Origin of the sequence: Candidatus Burkholderia verschuerenii (genome assembly GCF_001189365.1) — a bacterium.
Lineage (GTDB): Bacteria > Pseudomonadota > Gammaproteobacteria > Burkholderiales > Burkholderiaceae > Caballeronia > Caballeronia verschuerenii.
Genome location: NZ_LFJJ01000102.1, coordinates 1 through 20,838 on the forward strand (window position 1 = coordinate 1; position 20,838 = coordinate 20,838).

Annotated in this window: 17 protein-coding genes and 6 pseudogenes; 12 read left to right on the forward strand and 11 right to left on the reverse strand. The window is 61.8% G+C overall.

The genetic code is table 11. The annotated features are described in order from the left end of the window. The 5 genes and pseudogenes from BVER_RS32635 to BVER_RS17375 form a co-directional block, all read left to right on the forward strand. Positions 1-124 (forward strand): annotated as a pseudogene (locus tag BVER_RS32635) (IS5/IS1182 family transposase); the annotation flags it as partial. Positions 125-126: 2 nt separating this feature from the next. Further along, a pseudogene (locus tag BVER_RS17360) lies at positions 127-1,419 on the forward strand (3-hydroxyacyl-CoA dehydrogenase); the annotation flags it as partial. Positions 1,420-1,651: 232 nt separating this feature from the next. Continuing rightward, positions 1,652-4,828 (forward strand): efflux RND transporter permease subunit, encoded by a 3,177-nt coding sequence (locus tag BVER_RS17365; protein ID WP_050454384.1) that lies wholly within the window; start codon positions 1,652-1,654, stop codon positions 4,826-4,828. Further along, a complete protein-coding gene (locus BVER_RS17370) occupies positions 4,825-6,030 on the forward strand; it encodes an efflux RND transporter periplasmic adaptor subunit (protein ID WP_050454385.1) in 1,206 nt (401 codons plus the stop codon). The genes BVER_RS17365 and BVER_RS17370 overlap by 4 nt, the downstream gene beginning before the upstream one ends. Then, positions 6,027-7,514: pseudogene (locus BVER_RS17375) on the forward strand (efflux transporter outer membrane subunit). The gene BVER_RS17370 and the pseudogene BVER_RS17375 overlap by 4 nt, the downstream one beginning before the upstream one ends. 96 nt (positions 7,515-7,610) lie before the next feature. On the opposite strand, the gene BVER_RS17380 reads toward BVER_RS17375, so the two are convergent. The 4 genes from BVER_RS17380 to BVER_RS17390 form a co-directional block, all read right to left on the reverse strand. Next, complete coding sequence (locus BVER_RS17380; protein WP_232316603.1) at positions 7,611-8,300, reverse strand: class I SAM-dependent methyltransferase; 690 nt, start codon at positions 8,298-8,300, stop codon at positions 7,611-7,613. A gap of 215 nt (positions 8,301-8,515) precedes the next feature. Beyond that, the gene (locus BVER_RS36285; protein WP_370444260.1) at positions 8,516-8,884 is read right to left on the reverse strand and encodes a hypothetical protein; all 369 of its coding nucleotides are present in this window, start codon (positions 8,882-8,884) and stop codon (positions 8,516-8,518) included. Between the two features lie 3 nt (positions 8,885-8,887). Next, a complete protein-coding gene (locus BVER_RS36290; protein ID WP_370444261.1) occupies positions 8,888-9,151 on the reverse strand; it encodes a hypothetical protein in 264 nt (87 codons plus the stop codon). 31 nt (positions 9,152-9,182) lie between these two features. Next, a complete protein-coding gene (locus BVER_RS17390; protein WP_050454386.1) occupies positions 9,183-10,586 on the reverse strand; it encodes a selenium-binding family protein in 1,404 nt (467 codons plus the stop codon). A 191-nt stretch (positions 10,587-10,777) separates the two neighbouring features. Here BVER_RS17390 and BVER_RS17395 point away from each other — a divergent pair, with 191 nt between their 5' ends. Both BVER_RS17395 and BVER_RS31650 read left to right on the forward strand, forming a co-directional pair. Continuing rightward, the gene (locus BVER_RS17395) at positions 10,778-11,605 is read left to right on the forward strand and encodes an EamA family transporter (protein WP_050454387.1); all 828 of its coding nucleotides are present in this window, start codon (positions 10,778-10,780) and stop codon (positions 11,603-11,605) included. A 51-nt stretch (positions 11,606-11,656) separates the two neighbouring features. Then, positions 11,657-11,815 (forward strand): hypothetical protein, encoded by a 159-nt coding sequence (locus tag BVER_RS31650; RefSeq protein WP_157056106.1) that lies wholly within the window; start codon positions 11,657-11,659, stop codon positions 11,813-11,815. A 53-nt stretch (positions 11,816-11,868) separates the two neighbouring features. Here the strand turns inward: BVER_RS31650 and BVER_RS17400 are convergent, their stop codons facing one another. Then, positions 11,869-12,195 carry a hypothetical protein gene (locus tag BVER_RS17400; RefSeq protein WP_050454388.1) on the reverse strand — a complete coding sequence of 109 codons (327 nt, stop codon included), beginning with the start codon at positions 12,193-12,195 and terminating at the stop codon, positions 11,869-11,871. Positions 12,196-12,281: 86 nt separating this feature from the next. Next, the gene (locus BVER_RS17405) at positions 12,282-12,752 is read right to left on the reverse strand and encodes an Lrp/AsnC family transcriptional regulator (protein WP_050454396.1); all 471 of its coding nucleotides are present in this window, start codon (positions 12,750-12,752) and stop codon (positions 12,282-12,284) included. A gap of 229 nt (positions 12,753-12,981) precedes the next feature. Between BVER_RS17405 and BVER_RS17410 the strand changes: the two are divergent. After that, positions 12,982-13,791: pseudogene (locus BVER_RS17410) on the forward strand (DMT family transporter). An 18-nt stretch (positions 13,792-13,809) separates the two neighbouring features. Here the strand turns inward: BVER_RS17410 and BVER_RS17415 are convergent. Both BVER_RS17415 and BVER_RS17420 read right to left on the reverse strand, forming a co-directional pair. Then, positions 13,810-14,097: a helix-turn-helix domain-containing protein gene (locus BVER_RS17415; protein WP_050454389.1), complete on the reverse strand. Its 288-nt coding sequence runs from the start codon at positions 14,095-14,097 to the stop codon at positions 13,810-13,812. Then, positions 14,090-14,401, reverse strand: coding sequence for a hypothetical protein (locus BVER_RS17420; RefSeq protein WP_050454390.1), 312 nt, complete (start codon positions 14,399-14,401; stop codon positions 14,090-14,092). The genes BVER_RS17415 and BVER_RS17420 overlap by 8 nt, the downstream gene beginning before the upstream one ends. A gap of 121 nt (positions 14,402-14,522) precedes the next feature. On the opposite strand from BVER_RS17420, the pseudogene BVER_RS17425 reads away from it, so the two are divergent. Next, positions 14,523-15,432 (forward strand): annotated as a pseudogene (locus BVER_RS17425) (recombination-associated protein RdgC). Between the two features lie 43 nt (positions 15,433-15,475). On the opposite strand, the gene BVER_RS17430 reads toward BVER_RS17425, so the two are convergent. From BVER_RS17430 to BVER_RS17440, 3 genes and pseudogenes are all read right to left on the reverse strand, one after another. Further along, a complete protein-coding gene (locus BVER_RS17430) occupies positions 15,476-16,444 on the reverse strand; it encodes a GGDEF domain-containing protein (RefSeq protein ID WP_083452228.1) in 969 nt (322 codons plus the stop codon). 15 nt (positions 16,445-16,459) lie between these two features. Continuing rightward, the gene (locus BVER_RS17435) at positions 16,460-17,167 is read right to left on the reverse strand and encodes a hypothetical protein (RefSeq protein WP_232316604.1); all 708 of its coding nucleotides are present in this window, start codon (positions 17,165-17,167) and stop codon (positions 16,460-16,462) included. Positions 17,168-17,842: 675 nt separating this feature from the next. Continuing rightward, positions 17,843-18,437: pseudogene (locus BVER_RS17440) on the reverse strand (EamA family transporter); the annotation flags it as partial. Positions 18,438-19,103: 666 nt separating this feature from the next. Here BVER_RS17440 and BVER_RS17445 point away from each other — a divergent pair. The 3 genes from BVER_RS17445 to BVER_RS36295 all read left to right on the forward strand — a co-directional run bounded on the left by BVER_RS17445 (position 19,104) and on the right by BVER_RS36295 (position 20,144). After that, positions 19,104-19,349 (forward strand): AbrB/MazE/SpoVT family DNA-binding domain-containing protein, encoded by a 246-nt coding sequence (locus BVER_RS17445; RefSeq protein WP_050454392.1) that lies wholly within the window; start codon positions 19,104-19,106, stop codon positions 19,347-19,349. Further along, positions 19,346-19,744 (forward strand): type II toxin-antitoxin system VapC family toxin, encoded by a 399-nt coding sequence (locus BVER_RS17450; RefSeq protein WP_050454393.1) that lies wholly within the window; start codon positions 19,346-19,348, stop codon positions 19,742-19,744. The genes BVER_RS17445 and BVER_RS17450 overlap by 4 nt, the downstream gene beginning before the upstream one ends. 91 nt (positions 19,745-19,835) lie before the next feature. Then, positions 19,836-20,144, forward strand: a complete 309-nt coding sequence (locus BVER_RS36295) for a hypothetical protein (RefSeq protein WP_370444262.1) — start codon at positions 19,836-19,838, stop codon at positions 20,142-20,144. The last annotated feature ends 694 nt before the right edge of the window (positions 20,145-20,838 follow it).

Genomic DNA, 20,838 nt, shown 5'->3' on the forward strand with positions numbered 1-20,838 from the left:
CTTTAAGCGTATCAAGCATTTTCGTCGCGTCGCCACTCGATATGACAAACTCGCCCACAGCTACCTCACCTTTGTCTCCATCGTGTCTGCCTTCGGGCCGCTCTTAAATGTAAACAGGACCTAGTGCGCGTGCGCAGCGTTCCCGATCTTGCGGACTTCCGCTCCGTCGCGATGGTCATCGAAGCAGTCGCAGAGCGTCTGGATGTGAAGCGCGCGTTGTTCGCGCAACTCGAAGAGATCGTCGCGGAGCGCTGCATTCTCGCTACCAATACGTCATCCATTTCGATCACCGCGATCGCGGCGCAGTTGCTTCATCCCTCTCGCGTGGTCGGCATGCACTTCTTCAACCCCGCACCGATGATGGCGCTAGTCGAAGTGGTGCGCGGATTGGCGACCTCAGACGACATCGCGCAATGCGTTCATGCGACGGCGAGTGCATGGGGCAAGCGCGCCGTGTACGCGAAGTCGTCGCCGGGCTTTATCGTCAATCGCGTGGCACGGCCGTTTTATGCTGAAGCGTTGCGCGTGCTGAACAAGCAGGGCGCCGATGTCGCATCGATCGACACGGTGATGCGCGATGCCGGCGGCTTCCGCATGGGCCCGTTCGAATCGATGGACCTCATCGGGCATGACGTGAACTTTGCGGTCACGCGATCCGTATTCGATGCGTACTTCAACGATCCGCGCTTTACGCCGTCATTGATCCAGCAGGAACTGGTGAATGCGGGCTTCCTCGGCCGCAAGATGGGCCTCGGCTTCTACGACTATTCCGCCGATGCCGCGAAGCCTGCCACAAGCGTTGAAACGAACACGCGCATGCCGTCGACGATCGTGCTCGGCGAAGCCGCGCCGCTGTATGCGGCGTTGCAAGCAAGGTTATCGAACGCCGACGAAATGCGCAGCGATATGCCCGGCTTAGTCGCGCAAATCGACGACGCCTATCTCTTCGTGACCGATGGCCGCACCGCGACCGAACGCGCGCACGCGATGGGAATCACCAACGTCGTATTGATCGATCTCGCGCTCGACTATGCAACGACTTTGAGCATCGCGCTTACGCGTACGCTGCAATGTTCGGACGACGCTTATGCATCGGTGGCGGGCGCGCTTTCGCGTTGTGGCTATGCGGCGATTTGCTTCGCCGACGTGGCCGGCATGATCGTCATGCGCACGGTCGCCATGCTGATCAACGAAGCGGCCGACGCGATCAATCAAGGCGTATGCTCGCGCGCCGATCTCGATCTCGCGATGGAAAAAGGCGTCAACTATCCGCTCGGCCCGCTTGCGTGGGGCGATCGCATCGACATTGACTATGTGCATGACGTGCTTAAGCATTTATCGATGCATTACGGCGAGGATCGTTATCGCGTATCGCCGTTGATTGCTGCATTGCGCTATGCGCGACGCAATTTCCACTAAGCGCGCTTAGCATTTTCCCTAAGCGGCAGCCGTGAGTTTTCTGTCACGGCTGTCAGTTTTCTCGCAGCCTCGCGTCATCCTCTGTTGTTTTATTCCGCATAAATCCTCGCAAGCGTTAGCAATATTTGTTTTGTAAGCTTTGGATGTGTCATCGTAGCGTGCCGGCTCAAACACGGCTTCGAATGACTTTCGAAAAAAATTCAAAACTTGCACGGGGAACAGCAGAAATTCGATGTGGATTGTCAGACTCGCGCTTAAGCGCCCGTATACGTTCATCGTTCTGTCGCTACTGTTGCTGATCATCGGCCCGCTGGTCATTCTGCGCACGCCGACCGATATCTTTCCGAATATCGACATTCCGGTGGTCAGCGTCATCTGGACGTACAACGACTTGCCGCCGGATCAGATGGAGCGTCGCATCACGCTCAACTATGAGCGCGGGCTGTCGGTGGCGGTCAACGATATCGAGCACATCGAATCCGAATCGCTGCCGGGCATTGCGGTGATACGCGTTTATTTTCAACCGAACGCGAATATCGATGAGGCGGTCGCGGAGATTACCGCCCTGTCGCAAACGCAATTGCGTTCCTTGCCGCCGGGCATCACACCGCCAAATATTCTGCGCTTCAATGCATCGACGGTGCCAATTCTGCGGCTCGCTTTATCGTCGAAGGAACTCACCGAGCAGCAGCTTTACGATTTCGGTAACAGCTTCCTGAAGACGCAGCTTGCAACCGTTCAAGGCGCGTCGGTGCCTTTGCCCTATGGCGGCAAGCAACGGCAGATCATGGTCGATATCGATTCGCGCAAATTGCAGGCGAAGAATCTCGCGCCGACCGATGTCGTCAATGCCATCAGCGCACAAAACCTGATCTTGCCGACGGGTACGGCCAAGATCGGCTCGACGGAATATTCGGTCGGTCTCAACGCGAGTCCGAACACGATCGAAGGGCTCAACGATCTGCCGATTCGCACCGGCCCCGGCGGCACGATTTATATTCGCGATGTGGCGCACGTGCGCGATGGTTTTCAGCCGCAGACCAATATCGTGCGCGTCGACGGCACGCGCGCCGCGCTGCTTACGGTTAATAAAAGCGGCAACGCATCGACGCTCGATATCGTCGCGCGCGTGAAGAATCTTTTGCCGACCTTGCGCGGCATGGTGCCCGAATCGCTCAAGATAGATCCGGTCGCGGACCAGTCGCTATTCGTGCGCGCCTCCGTCGAAGGCGTATTGCGCGAAGCGGTCATCGCGGCCGGCCTTACCGCGCTGATGGTGCTGCTCTTTCTCGGCAGCTGGCGCGCGACGCTGATCATCGCGATCTCGATTCCCTTGTCGATGCTCACGTCGATCGTCGCGCTCTCGGCGATTGGACAGACGATCAACATCATGACGTTGGGCGGTCTCGCGTTCGCGGTCGGTATCCTCGTGGACGATGCGACCGTCGCGATCGAAAACATCAGCCAGAACCTCGAACAAGGCAAGGAACTGGAGCAGGCGATTCTCGATGGCGCGCAACAAATCGCGGTGCCGCCGCTCGTTTCCACGCTCTCCATCTGCATCGTGTTCATCCCGATGTTTCTGCTGACGGGCGTCGCGCATTATCTGTTCGTGCCGCTCGCCGAAGCCGTGGTCTTCGCGATGCTGGCGTCGTATTTCTTTTCGCGCACGCTCATTCCGACGCTCGCGAAATACTTGCTGCGCCATCACGAGCATATGGGCGGCGATGTCGAATCGATGAAGGGCTCGCGCAATCCGTTCGTGCGTATTCATCTCGCGTTCGAGCGTCGTTTCGAAGCGGTGCGCACGCGTTATCGCGGTTTTCTCGAAGCGCAACTCGATCATCCGAAACGTTTCGCTTCGCTCTTTCTGATCTGCTGTCTGTTGTCGCTCGCGCTTGCGCCGTTCCTCGGACGCGACTTCTTTCCGTCGATCGATTCGGGCGTGATCGCGCTGCATCTGCGCACGAAAACCGGTACACGTATCGAGGAAACGGCGGCTTTGACGGATCGCGTCGATCAACGTATCCGCGAGATTCTGCCGCGCGGCGAGATTCATTCGATGATCGACAACATGGGCTTGCCGGTGTCGGGCATCAATCTCTCGTACAACAACACGGGCACGGTGAGCACGGCCGACGCGGACGTACTGATCACGTTGAAGGAAGGCCACGCGCCGACCGAAGGCTATGTGCACGAACTGCGCAAGCGCTTGCCGCAGGACTTTCCCGGCGTGTCCTTTTCATTCCTGCCCGCCGATATCGTTAGTCAGATTCTCAACTTCGGCACGCCCGCGCCGATCGATATCGCCATCACGGGACGCGACGTGAAGGGCAATCGCGTCGTCGCCAATCATTTGCTGGAGAAGATACGTCGCGTGCCCGGCCTCGTCGATGCGCGCATTCAGCAGCCGTCCGATTTGCCCGCGATCAACGTCGAAGTGGACCGAACCAAAGCGCTGCAAGCAGGCTTCACGCAGCGCGATGTAGCGAACAATCTGCTTATCACGCTATCGGGCAGTCAGCAGACGACGCCGACGTTCTGGCTCAATCCGGTCAACGGCGTGAGTTATAACGTCATTACATCGGCGCCTCAGTACGACATGGATTCGCTGCAATCGGTGGCCAATATTCCGGTGACGTCGGCGAGCGGCAAGACCAACATTTTCGGCGCGCTCGCAACGCTGTCGCGCGGCTCGCGCGATGCGGTGGTCTATCACTACAACGCGCAGACCACGATCAATCTCTACGCGACGACCGAACGCCGCGATCTTGGCGCGGTGGCCGACGACGTGCAGAGCATCATCGACGAAGCGCGCGCGCACTTGTCCAAAGGCTCGTCCATCGACATGCGCGGGCAAGTGGAAACGATGAACCAGTCGTTCTCCGGGCTCGCCTTCGGCCTGATTCTCGCGGTCGTGCTGGTGTATCTGCTGATTGTCGTGAACTTCCAGTCGTGGCTCGATCCGTTCATCATCATCACCGCATTGCCGGGCGCGCTCGCGGGCATCGTGTGGATGCTGTTTCTCACGCACACCACGCTGTCCATTCCCGCGCTGACGGGCGCGATCATGTGTATCGGCATCGCGATGGCGAACAGTATTCTCGTCGTGAGTTTCGCGCGCAGTGCCTTGCGCGAACATGGCGATGCAGTGCGTTCCGCGCTCGAAGCGGGCTATACGCGATTTCGTCCGGTGCTGATGACCGCGCTCGCGATGATAATCGGCATGGTGCCGATGGCAATCGGACTCGGCGAAGGCGGCGAACAGAATGCACCGCTCGGCCGCGCGGTGATCGGCGGGCTGATGGTCGGGACGATCGCGACGCTGTTCTTCGTGCCGGTGGTGTTCTCGATGATCTATAAGCGCCTCGAAGCGCGTGAAGACAAGGCAAAGGAAGCGCAGGCATGAACACGGGGAATCAGCCGAACGATACGGCATCGCATAAAAAGCGCGGGCGCTGGTGGCTCGCCATTGCGCTGCTGATTGCAATTGGACTCATTGCACAAGGACTTTTCTCGCGCCACACCGCGCATGCCGAACTCGAACGCGATGCCAACGAGCACGGCATGCAGACCGTCGAAGTCATCAAGCCGACGCGCATGAAGCCGACGCAGGATCTCGTGCTGGCCGGCGATATCCGTGCGTTTTCCGATGCGCCGATCTTCGCGCGCACCAACGGTTATCTGAAGCGCTGGACCGTCGATATCGGCGCGAAGGTGAAGAAAGGCCAGTTGCTCGCCGAGATCGATGCGCCCGAAATCAACGATCAGTTACGTCAGGCGCGCGCCGATGCGCAGACCGCGCGCGCCAACTATCTGCTGGCGAAAACGACGGCGGATCGCTGGGCGCAGATGCTGAAAAACAATTCGGTATCGCGTCAGGAGACCGACGAGAAGAATGGCGACATGCTCGCCAAGCAGGCGGCATTGAACGCGGCGCAGGCGAACGTATCGCGCCTGGAACAGATGGTATCGTTCCAGAAGATCTATGCGCCGTTCGACGGCACCGTGACCGCGCGCAATACCGATGTCGGCCAGTTGATCGATGCGGGCAGCGGCGCGGCCGGACGCGAGCTGTTCCACATTCAGGATGCGACGACGTTGCGCGTCTACGTCGACGTGCCGCAAGCCTATGCGCGCATGGTGACGGTCGGCTTGCCGGCCGAACTGTTGCTCAACGAAGAGCGCAACCGCAAGTTCGAAGGCGTGACCGTGCGCACGGCGGGCGCGGTCGATCCGGTTGCGCGCACGATGCGCGTCGAAGTCGATGTGAAGAATCCGGCCGGCGAATTGCTCGCGGGCGCGTATGCGCAAGTGCGTTTTCGTCTGACGAGCGATAAACCTTCGTACACCTTACCAGGTAACGCCTTGTTGTTCAGACCGGAAGGCGTGCGTGCCGCAAGCGTCGATGCGAACAATCGCGTCAAGCTGCTGCCGATCACGCTCGGCACCGATTACGGCACCCGCGTCGCGATCGTGTCGGGCCTGAACGGCGACGAACGCGTGATCGTGAATCCGCCCGATTCGATTATCGACGGCGCGGCGGTTCGCATCGGCGGCGCCGCTAAAAAGGAAAACGCGGGCAAAGCATCGGGAGGCGGCGAGTCATGAAGACGCCTGTCGCGATCGCGTCGTTGCTCGGCGTGATGCTCGCGGGCTGCGCGGTCGGCCCGGATTATGTGCGTCCCGAAGTCGCGATGCCTGCGTCGTACAAGAACGGCGTGCCGCTCGATGTACCAACGTCGTCGCAGGACTGAAAGCTCGCGCAACCCGGCGATGCGCGTCCGCGCGCGCCGTGGTGGGAAGTCTATGGCGATCCGCAATTGAACGCGCTGGAGGAGCGCGTCGTCGGCGCGAATCAGACGGTGGCAGCGGCCGCCGCGCGCTATCGCGGTGCGCGTGCCGCTGTGGCGCAGGCACGATCGGCCTATTTCCCGACGATCTCGGCGAATGCATCGTTCAATCAGTCGCGCGTGTCGTCGAACGTGTTGTATCGGTCGAGCGCGGGCAAGACCGTGCCGGACTACATGATCGATGCGCAAGTGTCGTGGGAACCGGATCTGTGGGGCCGCATTTCGCGCGCGGTCGAAGGCGGTCGAGCCGAAGCGCAGGCCAGTGCCGCCGATCTGCAAAGCGCGATCCTTTCGATGCAGGCCGAACTCGCGACGAACTACTTCGATCTGCGCGGCACGGTCGAGGAAGAGCGTCTGCTGAAGGAGACCTTGCAGGCCTATGAAAAGGCGCTCGCGCTGACGAAGGATCGCTTCGCGGGTGGCGTCGCGGCCGAGTCCGATGTCGCGCAAGCCGAGGAGCAATTGCGCTCGACGCAGGCGCAGTTTATCGATCTGGAGACGACGCGCACGAGCCTCGTCAATGCGATCGCGATTCTCGTCGGCGAGCCGCCTTCGACTTTCACGCTCGATGTCGCGCCGCTCAACGAGTCGCACGCGCCGCCTGCCGCCGCGCTCGCGGCGCTGCCCTTATCAGTGCCGTCGACCTTGCTCGAGCGCCGGCCGGATATCGCGGCGGCCGAGCGGCGCGTGGCCGAGTCGAACGCGCGCGTCGGCGTGGCGACGGCCGCGTTCTTTCCGAACCTGCTGCTCGCGGCCACCGGCGGTCTGGAGGCGACGCACTTCAGCGACTGGCTGATGGCGCCGAGCCGCTTCTGGTCGCTCGGTCCGTCGCTCGCTTTCACGGCGCTCGATTTCGGCGGACGCGCAGCCGTGCGCGATGCGGCGCGCGCCGCGTACGACGAAAGCGTCGCCGATTATCGTCAGACGGTGCTGAGCGCGTTCGGACAGGTGGAAGACAATCTCAACGCGCTCGAAGTCCTGCGACGCGAAAGCGCGGCGCAACGCGATGCGGTGAACGCCGCGCAACGTGCGTTGGCCAAGGTCGGCAATCGCTACGAGAACGGCGCGATCACGTATCTGAACGTGGTGGTGACGCAGGTGATCGTGCTGTCGGATCAGCGGGCGGCGGTGCGTATCGAGCGACGTCGGATGGCGGCGAGCGTGGCGCTCGTCAAGGCGCTGGGCGGCGGGTGGAGTACGGCGGATTTGCCGGGGGATGAGGCGGTGTCGCGGGTGGAGTGACGAGGCGCGATGGCATTTTGCATACATCATGCGAAATGCCATCGGTCGATTCGGTACTTTGCATGCAATATAACGAACGCGCGCGGATCGCGAAGCTCAAGCCCCCCCGCGCGGCCGGCAAATCATAAAGTACTGCGAACTCGCCCACCAAGGCATATGCGGAACCGGGCTCAGATGCACCGCATCGATCACGAATCGCTCGCTGACCAGCTTGCGCAGCGCGCGAAAATCGAAACCCTTATGCGTCACACGCGGATTCTGCGGACGACTCACCGGAATGCCGATCATCGACTTGAACACTTCCGCCGTGGTGTATTCGGACTTCAGCGTGCGGCCGCGAATCATCCAGTTGGAGACTTTCGGCGCGATCGCGAGGCCATACATGATCGGCACGGAAATCACCAGCGCGCCCGTGGGCTTGAGAATGCGCGACGCGTCTTCGAGCAGCGCATCGACTTCGTTCGCGTAGAGATGTTCGCAAACCTCGAACGCGGTCAGCACGTCGACGCTGCGCGGCGCGACATGATCGAGCGATGCCGCGTATTTCACTTCGGGAAACGTCGGCGCCATGTACGGGTCGTGGCCGACCAGCGTCACGTCCGGACGCGCTTCGCCGAGCGTGTGCAGAAACAATCCCGGTCCCGCGCCGAAATCGACCACGGTTCCGTAGCGGTTGCATAAATGCGTGACGAGATCGATCGCCATCGTCATGCGGGTTCGATGCGCGAATCGTGCGAGCGGATTGCCTGAACCGACAGTTTGTTCTTCGTATGAAATTTCGCGCATCGTCGTGTCTCCCACGTTATTCTTCGCCTGGTTCGATTGTTGTTTTTGCCTCGAAAAAACCCGGGTTTTCGGCCGATATTGCCGGGACTGACCGTATCCCGCAATCGGCGTCGGTAGCCGATGGCCGCCGAACTTCTGCATCGTTCCGCCAAGGTATCCGAAGTATCTCGCGCAGTAACGTCAGTAATGGTCGGCGACATACCGACCGTTTCAGGCTACACGAACAACCACGCGCCGCATGCGATCAGGGCCACACTCCAGACCCAATCGATATTGATCCAGCCCGTGCGTAGAAACCCGAGTCCGGTACGTTCGTGAAGGGTCATCGCGAGGAGGGAAATCGCGGCGATCACCGCCAGCATGGCCGCCGTGTGCGCGACGAGAGCGAGCGCGCCGGCTTCGAACGCGCCGCTCGCCGCCGGGCCCGCGAGCGCGCCGTTGCACAGCGGCAACAACGCGGGCACCAGCATCAGGCCGGCGCCGTGCGCGCTGGACATCGCGAACGACCACAGCGCGAGTCCCGCGAGCCCGGTGCGCATGCCGACCGACGGCCGTCCGCGATGCCCGCGCCACGCGCGCCACACGCCCTACGCGATCAACAGTGCGCCGCAGCAATGCGCGAGCGTATCGTGGCCGATGAACGCGCCGAGCGTGATCGCGCCCGCCAGCACGAGCGCGACCGATGCCGCGTGGCCGAGCGCGATCGGCACCAGCGACAGCAACGCGACGCGCCGACTCTGCGCGTAGAGCCCGAGCGCGACGACGAACAGCCAGCCCATCGCGGGATTGAGGCCGTGGAACGCGCCGAGGCCCGCAGCGGTGAGCCACAACGCGGGCGGGGCGGATGTCACGGCGCGCGGCCTCTCGCAACCATCCGCACGATCACGGATAGCAATACGAGTCCGACGAACAATCGCCGCCTTGCAACCGGATCTGATGCGGCCGTTGCCCATTCGGCCACTCGATGAAGAAGTCCGGGTCGATACTCAAGCCGCCGTTTGGATCGGCGTCGAGCTTGACCATCCAACCGTCGATGCCTTCGGGATAGAACTGATCGTCGATTGCGCCGTACAGCGAGTTCGTGAAGTACACGCGTTTGCCGTCGCGACTCACTTCGACCATTTGCGGCGCACCGTTGAGCGCGCCATTCGACGTACCCGGAGCACCCAGATGCGTCGCGCGCGACACGATTCCGCCGATGCGAACCTTGCCCGTCAGCTTCGGCGAGAAAGGATCGGAGACGTCGTATTGCAGCATGTCGCCGGTGCCCCAGCACGATACGTAGAGAAAGCGGTCGTCCATCGACAGATCGATATCCGACACGAGCGGCGGCACCGCGCCGAAGCCCTTGAGCATCGGCGGAAGCGAGTCGGCATCGGCGGGTTCGGCGGGAATGTCGATGATTTTTTTAACGGCCCATTTGTCGCCATCGCGATACCACGTCCAGATCGACGACGACAGGTCCTTCAGGCTGATCACGCAATTGACGAAGCCATATGCCTTGGTCGGATCGTGCGCCGGCCGCAATTCGAACACGAGCTGATACTCGTCACCGAAGTCGATTTCCTGAATATGTTTGCGCTTGGTGAAGTCCCAGAAATGCAGCTTGCGGCCGTACTTCGCGCCGAGCAGCAGATCGGGCACGAGACCGTTCTCGAAGCTTGCAGGCAGGCCCCATTCGCTCGTGACCATCGTGTCGTAGCCGAGATGCCACCAGCCGTCGTACGCGAGCTGCTGCGGGCCGCGTTCGACTTCCCAGCGCCCGAGCGGATCGAAGCTTTGCTGATCGAGCATCAGCACGCCGCCGGGCGCCTGACCTTCGGCATTACCGAGCGCGGTGAGATAGATTCCGCCCGGACCGCAATGAACCGTGTGCGGCCGCGTATAGCCGGTTTTCTCCGCGAGTTCCTCGGGCTCGATCGTCTTGACGATGACCGGCTGCTTCGGATCGGGCTTCGTATCGACGATATGAATGCGCGACGAGCGCAAGCCCGGCACGACGAGATAGCGCCGCTCCATGTGCGGATGCGGCGCATTGGGACACAGACACGACGAACACGCGTTCCAGCCGAAGTGATGCAGCTCGTCGCCGATATCGGGCATCGACAGTTCGCCGACGATTTGCGTATAGCTGGCCGAGCCGGGATCGACATCGACCACGGCGATTCTGTCGGGCGTCTTGCGCTCGGGATCGAAGGTCGCGACGTAAGCGAGCGTTTCGCGCGGCGCTTTGGCCGCGAGTCGCGGAGAAGGGTAGAAGCTCGGGTCCGGTTTCCAGGTCGCCATGATGCGTCTCCGTAGAAGGTGCGCTGAAGTGGACTGCTCGTGCCTTGCCACTATAGGACAGACCACGCCGGCACGCTTGGCGGCGTGCTTGTGCATCGATGCAAAGCTTATTTGCCGATGGCATAAAGCAGTCGCGCTTTGCCCGCGATTGGCATAGAATGAGCCCATTAAAACATCTAGATGTCTCGACAATGTTCAGCTACGTGGGTGGGTTCGTTCTGTTGGCCGCACTGCTTCACGCTACCTGGAACGCGATGCTGCATGGCAACGCCGATCGCTTCCTGTCCATGACGTGGATGAGCATCTGCATCGGCGTCGTGTCGCTGGCGGCGCTGCCGTTTCTGCCGATGCCGCATGCGGGCGCGTGGCCGTGCATCGTCGCGTCGGGCCTGGTGCATATCGCGTACAACATGGCGCTGGTGCGCGCGTATCGAAGCGGCGATCTGGGCGAGACGTATCTGATCGCGCGCGGCTCGTCGCCGATGCTCGTTGCGCTCGGCGCGGCGCTGTTTGCGCGCGAGCATCCGGGCGTGTTGCAGATCGCCGGCATCGTGCTCGTGTCGAGCGGCATCATTTCGCTGGCGTTGCAGCGCGGCAATGTGTCGAGAAAGGGCGCTTGGGCGGCGTTCGTCACCGGCGCGACCATCGCGATTTACACGGTGATCGACGGCATCGGCGTGCGCGCATCGGGCGACGCTATGGCTTATACGGCGTGGATGTTCGCGTTCTATTTGCTGATGCCGCTGCTGTTCATCGCAATGCGCGGGGCGCATGCGTTGCGCGCGCCGCTGCCGGTCGTCGTACAGAACGCGGCGGGCGGACTCGTATCGATCGCCGCGTACGGCATTGTGATCTGGGCGATGCAATATGGCGCGATGGGCGCGGTATCCGCGTTGCGCGAGACGAGCGTGGTGTTCGCCGCATTGATCGGGCGCATGTTTCTGAACGAACAATTGAGCGCGCGACGGCTCGTGTCGTGCTGCGTCATCGCGATGGGCGCGATCTGCATCGGAGCCTGAAAACAAGGCCTAAAATGAAGGTGTCGCGCTTGACGTGGAAAGGAGGCTGCGATGACCGAACCGATGATCAGTCTGATGGCGGGCGTCATACTCGTGTTGTGCATTGCGGTGATTCTCGCGATGCATCGCCGTCACCCGCCGATTCATACGCCGAAAGCGCGCTGGCTCGATACGCATCCGCCGCGCGACTGGCTGCATCACAGACATTGAAACGTAGCGGCTAATTCATTCGTTGCGAGCTTCAATCAAGCGCCGCGGTCTTTTCAGCGGCGCGGGCCTTTCATGGCCTCCGCTTCCATCGCGGCGTGCCATTCCTCGCTGCTCTCGATCGGATCCATCCCTTCGTCGATAAACGCCGACGCGCGTTCGGCCATCGCACGCGATTCTTCTTCCTCGACGTTTTCATCGACCGGTTCGTCTTCGTCGTCGCCGGGCGGCTCCAGCATGTCGCGCAGCATCGCGTCGAGTTCGGGCGTGTCCCAGTCTTCGCCGCGCTGCTTTTTATGCCTGATGTAGTGCCGGATCTCGGCATCCTGCTCGGGCGTCAACAGCAGCCCGCGAAAGGTATGGTTGGCGTCGAAATCGCTCATGATGTCTCCTCGCGCGCTTAAGTGTGCGCGCGTGTCAGATGAATCATCGTGCGCTTTAGTTTAACGCTTTAATGCGGCTGGCCGCGTCATTCGAGCAGCGGCAGACGACGTTCGACCGGCGTCGTCTTGACGATGGCCGTGCTGGTCGCGGCGCGATCGGTGACGCGCGCGAGGATATCGTCGAGTTGCTCGATGGAGCGCAGCCACAGGCGGCAGACGAAGCAATCGTCGCCCGTCACCTTGTCGCATTCGACGAATTCGGGGATGCGCCGGATCGCTTCTTCGACGAGATGCAGTTGCCCGGGCAGCGGCTGCACGCGCACGATGGCCTGCAAGGTGTAGCCGAGCGCGCGCGGATCGATATCGACGGTAAAGCCGCGAATGACGCCTTGCGTTTCGAGCCTGCGGATGCGCTCCGCCGTGGCCGGCGCCGAGAGCCCGACGCGCTTCGCCAGTTCGCTGACCGCGATGCGCGCATCGCTCGCCATCACGGCGATAAGTTCGCGATCGATTGCATCGATTACGCTCGCCGCCGATGCGCTTAGGTTTTTCGGCATGATGGCCTTCGAATCGAAAGTTGAATTTTCGTTGCGCCTCATTTTAAGCATGGTTTTGGGCGATGCGCCTCGATAGACTCGTTGTCATCGAAACTCGCTTCAACCGAAGACCATGAGCACCGAACCCATCGATACGCGCGCCGCCGGGATGAACGACAACGCATCCGCCACGCGTCGCGGCGCGCTGGAAATGTGCCTTGCCATGCTGATGTCCGGCACCATCGGCTGACTGGTGGTGTCGTCGGGACAGACACCGTGGAACGTCGTGTTTTTCCGCTGCGTGTTCGGCGGCGCGACGCTGATCGCCGTCTGCGCGGCGCTCGGGTTGTTGCGGCGCGCGTATTTTTCGTGGCGCATGATGGGCCTCGTCGCGTTGGGCGGCGCGGCGGTCGTCGGCAACTGGCTGCTGCTGTTCGCGTCGTATTCGCGCGCGTCGATTTCGATGGCGACGACGGTGTACAACACGCAGCCGTTCATGCTCGTCGTGCTGGGCGCGCTGGTGTTGCGCGAACGCATAACGGCGTCGACGCTGGCGTGGTTCGGCATCGCGTTCATGGGACTGGTGATGGTCGTGCGCGTCGAACCCGCCGTGCTGGCGATGCCGGGACGCTATATCGAAGGCATCGCGTATGCGCTGGGCGCGGCGTTTCTGTACGCGGTTTCATCGATCATCACGAAGCGGCTCAAGGGCACGCCGCCGCAACTCATCGCGATGCTGCACGTCCTGCTCGGTGTCGCGATGCTCGCGCCGTTCGTGCGCTTCGATCAGACGCCGGCGAGCGCGTCCGGCTGGGCGGATCTCGTGGCGCTGGGCATCGTCAATACGGGGCTGATGTACGTGCTGCTCTACGGCACGATCCAGAAACTGCCCACCGCGATGACCGGCGCGTTGTCGTTCATCTATCCGGTGGTGGCGATCGTCGTCGACTGGCTCGCGTTCGGATAGCATCTCGCGTGGCCGCAAGTGGCGGGCGCGGGGCTGATTCTGCTGGCGGCGGCGGGGGTGAACTTGGGGTGGAGGATTGTGCCCGGACGATGAGCGATCCGGCGCGTCGTTTTAAAGGATGCGTTGCAGACCGCGCAGCGCTTCGGGATGCTCGACCGCGACGCGAAGGAGTGTTTTGGCTGCGCCGGTCGGATTGCGTCGACCTTGCTCCCAATCTTGAAAGGTCCGCACGGACACGCCGAGCAACGCGGCGAATTCGGATTGGGACACGCCGACCTTGGCGCGCGCAAGTGAGGCGACGGTCGGTTCGACTTGCGTGACGCGGGCCGCGCGTTTGGCTTTCATGTCACGGACCGATTGAAGCAGTTCCGCCTGAAATTGTTCTGTTTCCTTATCCATTTATTGCCTCACGAAGCTGGTTGAGGAAGGTCGTTGGCAGCTTGTCGAATTTGGCCTTTGTGTATGCAATCAGAAGCCAGATCTTGCCGTCGTCCAGAAGGTTGTAATAGATGACTCTCGCGCCGCCGCGCTTGCCTCGTCCCGAGGCTGACCATCGGACTTTGCGCAAGCCGCCCGTGCCTGGAACCACGACGCCCGCCAGCGGATTGTTCGCCAGCCAGGCGATAAACTCTTCGCGTTCGTCGTCTTGCCAGATTTGTGCGGCGAAGCGGACAAAACTTTCGGTCTCGATGATGGTGTACATTGCCTCATTATACGGCATTGCCGTATAGCGCCAGCGACTTCCGATCTCATCCTCATCGCGAACACTCCTCAACGTCGTATAAAATGGCGCGCTTTTCCTCGACTACATAGAACGTCCCGCCATGTGGTTCAAGAACCTCCAGCTTCACCGTCTTCCCATCAATTGGAATGTCACCCCGGATCAGATGCAGCGATGGCTCGCGCCGCTCGCGTTCAGCGATGCATCGAGCATCGAGAACGAACGTCGCGGCTGGGTCTCGCCGCGCGGCGATGATGCGCTTGTCTACGCGACGAACCGGCAGTTGCTGATCACCTATCGCGCGGAGAAGAAACTGTTGCTCGCGTCGGTCGTCACGCAGTTCACCAAGGAACGCGCGCTCGAACTCGAAGAGCAGCAGGACTTCAAGCCCGGCCGGAAGCAGCTGCGCGATCTGAAAGAGCAGGTCGTCGACGAACTGTTGCCGCGCGCATTCAGCATTCGCCGCGATACGCGCGTGTGGATCGATCCCGTTAACGGATGGCTTGCGATCGATGCGTCGTCGCCGACGCTCGTCGATGACATCATCGGCCTGCTGGTGAAGTCGGTCACGGATCTGCCGCTGATGAGCGTGCGCGTCGCGCGCGCCCGTTTCCGCGATGACCGACTGGCTCCTGAGCGGCGACGCGCCCGCCGGCTTCACGCTGGATCGCGACACCGAACTGCGCTCGACCGGCGAAGGCAACGCGACCGTGCGCTACGTCGGCCACGCGCTGGAAACCGAGGATATGCGCCGCCACATCGAAGCAGGCAAGCAATGCATGCGGCTCGCAATGACATGGACCGACCGCGTGTCGTTCGTCCTCACGCCGTCGCTGGCGCTCAAACGCGTCGCGGCGCTCGACGTCCTCAAGGAAGTCGCCGATCCGACCGCCGTCAACGACGACGAAATCTTCGAAGCCGATTTCACCTTGATGACCGGCGAAATCGCGCGGATGCTGGGCGACCTGACCGACGCGCTGGGCGGAGAAGAGGACTTGCGCGCGGCCGCGTGATTTTGCGTGCAAAACGCAAAGCACAAAATGCAAAACGCGCAGCTCAATCCACCAGCGGCGCGAACGCGAAGTTGTTCTTGCCGTTGCGCTTGACCGTGTACATCGTGTCGTCGGCGGCGGCGACGAGCCGCCAGTAATCCGTCACGCGATCCGGATAGCTCGCGATGCCAATGCTCGCGCGCACCGTCGACAGGTTCATCGTCGCGTCCGTCTCCGCGACGCCCGCGATGATGCGCTGCGCGATCGCGGCCAATTCGGTGTCGCTGGCGAATTCGCGCACCAGCACCGCGAACTCGTCGCCGCCGATGCGCGCGACCACATCGCGGTTGCGCACCGTCTGCCGGAATCGTCGCGACACCGCGATCAGAAACTCGTCGCCGATACGATGCCCGTGCGTATCGTTCACGCGCTTGAAGCCGTCGAGGTCGATATACAGCACCGCGATGCGCCGATCGCTTTCCCCTTGCGCCAGTTCGGCCGCGGCGCTTTCGAGCGCGGCGAACAGCTTGCGTCGATTGGGCAGGCCGGTCATCGCGTCGTGCAATGACACCTGCTCGAATTCCTGCGATATTCCCGCCAGTTGCCGATTGCGTTTTGCATACATTCCGAGCGCGCTGATCAGCACGCCGAACACGATCGCCGACAGTGCGATCAAGGTATGCGATACGCTGATGATGCCGGCGCGCACGTCGGCGCTGGTGCGGTCGCGTTCGCTGCGCCAATACGCGATCACCGCGCCGCGTGCGGCATCGGCGCGCTCGACGGCTTCGAGCACCAATGCCACATATTCCTGCTGCAACTGCGACGTGAAGATCGTGCGGACCTGAAACGTCAGCATCAGCAAACCGATCAGCAGGCACAGCAGCGCGGCGGACGCGAGTAATGCCGGTCCGGGCGCGCGAGCGCGGTGATACAGCGCGCGCGCCACGACGGCCGCGCGGGCGGCGCGTCGGCCCAGCGCGCCCTCCGGGTCAAGGGCGGGAATATTCCTCTCGTTGACGGGTCGGGACATTGGCTTGTTGATAGCTCACACGATGAAAAAACGCGCCCATGCGAGCGAAGAGGCCAGGCTGCTCGGATTTGGCGTGCGCGCTGCGCCGACGCGCGGCCTGACTTGCGTACTGCTGGCCGGAACGCGTCGAGCGATTCCTCGCCTTGCGTTGAGCCGCAGGCTGCGCGGCGCGGGCCTCGGGGAGTCATCGGCGGTTTGGGTCGTGTCTTGCGCCGCGTTTTGCGCGGCGGCGACCGTTACCGCCGCGAGGCCGGCTCCAGCGCCTGCCGCACCCGCCGCGTCGGATGCATCGCCATCGCTAGCGACGGTTCCGGCGGAATCGGGCACGTTGTCGGCAAGCGACGTCGTGTCGGGCATCGTCGCGAGCGATGTCGACGGATGCGCGCCCGCCGCTTCGACCGATCCGGCCGATTGTGTAAGCGCCAGCGCCGGCTGCTCGATGCCGAGCGTCTTGCGCGCGCTCGCCATCGCTTCGGCGTAGACGCGTTGATCGTGGGTGAACCACATGCTGTAGCCCACGGTCCCCAGCACGCCAATAACGAGCGCGCTCGCCGAGGCCATCCACAGTGCGAGGCGTCCGAAACGCAACGGCGTGCGCGCGGGCCCGGTGTCGTCCTCGAAATCGAGGGTGGAGGTAACTTCGGCGTGGATCACGGTGGGATCGTTCGCGGGGCTCGCACGGCCCGCGATGCTCTCTTCGGGTAGCTCAGCAGGGTGAGGCATGACAGCGCTCTCCAGAAGGGATTCGTCGGACGACGGGTCTGCGCAGAGTGCACGCGAACCCGCCGCTCGCAGCGGCTGGCGCCTGAAGCGAAACCATGCAAAAGCACCGTTTCGCGTCGCGCTTCATTCAAGAGAATGATTCAACCGATGAGTCTTGCCTCAACCAGATCGAACCGATGCGCCGCCGCGTCTCCGCTCCCAACGGCTGCCGGTCCTGCTGCGGCAATGTAACTTTCGCCGGGCGCGGGAAAGAAATTCCCCGGCGCCGGCGATCCAGCATCAGACGAAGATTATTGCTTGCGGCCCCGATCTCACCGATCCGACCCGAGTAGGCGGATGGCGGCCGAAGGTCGGCAGTCGGGCGCACCGGGCACCCCGCCCATACGTTATGCAATACGCGCGCCGCGTTGAATACAAGATACTACCGTAGCAGGCCATAGACCCGCATATGCAACCGGTGGTAAGTGTGTCTTTTGTCAGACGAAGCTTGAGGCGGTGTGTATGGTAGCGCACAGAGAAAAATTCGTCGTGCTCTGAGCGCACCTCCGGACGATTCGGCGTAGGCGCGCCCGCTCGTTTCGCTGGCGGAAACGTCGGCGTACCAACGCGTGCGCGAAGAAACCGAGTACCGACTCGAAAAAAGTCCGCTATCGCGCGCGCCGTGTCAGTACGACGAAGCGCGATGCCGCCCAGGATCGCCACCGAGCTCGCGATCAATCGCAGCGTGAGCGCTTCGCCGAGCAGCGCGACGCCGCCCGCCGCGGTGATCACCGGCACGCTCAGCTGTACGGTGGCGGCCGTCGCGGGCTTGAGGCCCTTGATTGAGCGCCGCGTACCAGATCACGTAGCCGAGACCCGAGGTCACCGCGCCCGATGCCGCTGCGTAGCCGATGCCCGGCGCATCGAAACTTGCGTGCGAGAAGCCCAGCGCCACCGCCGATACGACGATCGCGAGAGGCAGCGCCCGCACGAAGTTGCCCGCCGTTGCCGCGACTGGATCGGCGAGCCCGCGACCGCGCAGCGAATACACGCCCCAGCCGATGCCCGCCAACGCCATCAGCGCGGAAGAAAACGGCTCGGGCGCGGACAAGCCCGGCAGCACCAGCCAGACGAGCCCGATCAGCGCCAGCGCGAGGCCGAGCCACTGCATCGCGGCGAGGCGCTCGCCTTTGACGAGGCCGTAGCCGATCATCGTCGCCTGCACCGCGCCGAACAGCAGCAGCGCGCCGGTCCCGGCCGGCAATCGCAGCAGATACGCGTACGAAAACGACGGCTTCACGCTGACCGCGGAATTCCGGCACAATTCGTGGTTTTCAGAGAACGCACGCGAGACTACGCTCCTCGATGGACCGCGACCGCGACCGCGGCCTCGTCAACGTCGTTGTCGACGAGCCGAATACGACCGCCAATTAAATCCCGGCAATCTGGCAGGTGACAAACCCGCAACTTGCTCTCATTCGGCTGCACGGCAGAAATCATGAAATGTGGAATATCCAGGGCGCGGCTTCAGCGCCCTCGAGGTTCAACTATGACTACACCGATCAGGAGCTTGGGAACTGGCTGTGTCCATCTTGCGCATCGCAAAAAGCGTCGAGCGGACTCACGTTGTCTTCAACAACAATTGTGAAGATCAAGGGCAGCGCAACGCACGCACATTGATGGCGATTCTTTGCGCTGAAGCAATCTCGCCCCAAAACCGAGACGACCGGTGGCCCCGATTTCTGATTGCTAATTAGGGCGATAATTGACCCCGGGGTTTCACGTGGGGGTAGGTTAGCGGCACTTAAGCGTTAGTTGGATAAGTTACATGACACCCGTTGTTATCTGCTTCGTGCACGGCTATCGGGTACAAATAGCGACAGCGCCCCGTCGTCGCAGCCTCATGGCCTTGATTTTTTGTCTCCTTACCTTAAAGTAAGGCACACAGGAGGACACCATGACAGCAGCAACCATTACATCAAAGGGTCAGGTCACAATCCCGGTCGACGTGCGCAATCATCTCGGCTTGGAGTCCGGAGACCGGATCGAATTCAGTTTCAACGAAACCACCGGCCGGTACGAGATCTACCCGGCCACGCGTTCCCTTGCGTCGCTGAATGGCATTGTCAAGAAGCCCCTTAAACCTGTGACGATCGAAGACATGAATCGGGCTATCGCAGAGCAAGGAGCATCGGCTAGATGATCGGGCTCGATACGAATGTGCTGGTGCGCTACTTTGCCCAAGACGATGCCATGCAGTCGAAGAAGGCGACAGCGCTGATGGGTTCTCTGACCGCCGAGCTGCCGGGATATGTTTCGCAGGTCGCACTGATCGAAGTCGTCTGGGTTCTCGGGCGATGCTACGGCGTCGAGCGCGATCAGATGAAGGACATCATCGACTCGATGATCGGCACCAAGGAATTAGTCGTTGAGGCTGCGGACACGGTACGAAAGGCTCTTCGCGTTTTCGCGGCATCTGACAAGGCGGATTTCGCGGACTGCCTGATTGAGCGGGCAGGGCACGTCGCCGAGTGCGAGTACACAGCGACCTTCGATGTGACAGCTTCGAAGGTCGTTGGGATGCGGTTGATCAAGTAGATGATGGCGCAAGCCGATAAGCCTAAAAGGTGCATAGCCTACCGAGCAGACAGGAAAACGGCGAAGCGATATGGTGAACACGCGGACAGCAGTGACAACGAGCGCAATCGCGGAATACGTTGTTGGACTATATGCCAGTGGGCTATTCGGGCGGATAGTGGTTCCGCTGATTGCGTTGGCATTCACAGGTGCATTTTTTGTTGGCTTGTGTGATGTCGCAAGTGGTTGGCGGCTGTCTATCCCTCTATGGGCACACATCGTTTCCACGCTGACTTTCTCGGTTTATATGGTCACTCTCAACAAGGACGAGGAAGCGCCGATCTTCAGCGTTGCCGACTATGGAATCGTCGGGGACCTGTTTGCGCTCGTCCCGCAAGTCGTCGACTCGCTCGACGCCTGAGAATATGCCCCCGCCTGTTCCAGTGGAGACCCTGCAGACGCTCCGCCGGGAAGGACGTGCGCAGGCCAATGCCGAGGATGCTTCCCAGTGGCGCTGATTCGCGACACTGATGAAGCACTCGCGTATCCAGTGGCGTGATGCCGGTGCCCGATGGTTGGTGTCAGTCGACCACCCGCACGTGTCCACGGGTAACGACTTTGACGAGGCGATGCGTGTGGCTAAGGCGGCATGTGACCGCCGGGACGCGGTACTGGTGGAGGCCGGCGTACAACCAGATATCGAGGGGGACGCCGCATTGTGGCGATGGCTCACGATGCTCGTTGGGAACTCGCTCATACGCTGGCATCGCGCCGGTGACGAATGGCTGGCGATGGTCGGGCGCCGGCGCCTGTCAACCAGGGGGATTTTGCTCATATGATCCGCAGGGCGAGGGATGTTTGGTACGCGAGCCGGGAGACAACTGAATCAACGAGTTGAGTCATCGCGGAGATCATTGGTTTGATGCTAAGCAAAGGTCCGCGACGTTCAGCGAAGTCGGTGCAGCGCGTGACGTCGACGTACCTTTAGCAAGTGCGACGCGTGTCGCCGTCCGCCGGACGTAAATCGGCAACGTAGGGGATGGCAAAGCTCTTCTCTGCCTTGTCACATTCAACCACCAGAACATCGGAGCGTGAAGCCGTGACCTGCTGTACGA